A 362-nucleotide genomic window follows, 5' to 3' on the forward strand; every position below is an offset into this window, starting at 1 on the left:
GGGCTTGTCGGTTTCAGACTTTAATTTTCAGGCCTTAGCCGTGGTTTTTGCCCAGCAGCGCGTGATACAGCTCGGTATCCCCGAGAATGCCGACCACTTTATTGCCGTCCTGCAGGACCAGCTTGTTGCCGGTCTGGTAGCGGATCTGCAATGCGTCGCGCATGCCGATGTTGGAGTGCACCAGGGTAGGGCGACGGTCGAGCGTGCCGACGTCCTGGCCGGGGGTCCAGTTCTGCAGATCGAGGGGCGTAGCACCTTGCCGTGCGCCCTTGATCACATTGCCTTCGGCCAGGTCGAGCCATGAATCGCCGCTCGGGTCCAGGCACACCGAATCGTTGACGTGCGTGCACTCATCGACCGTG

At 61.0% G+C, this 362-nt stretch carries 1 pseudogene; it reads right to left on the reverse strand.

The features are described from left to right. Window positions 1-34 precede the first annotated feature (34 nt). Window positions 35-362 (reverse strand): annotated as a pseudogene (locus ALO43_RS26240) (choline ABC transporter ATP-binding protein); the annotation flags it as partial.

The sequence above is a fragment of the Pseudomonas tremae genome, assembly GCF_001401155.1.
GTDB lineage: Bacteria > Pseudomonadota > Gammaproteobacteria > Pseudomonadales > Pseudomonadaceae > Aquipseudomonas > Aquipseudomonas tremae.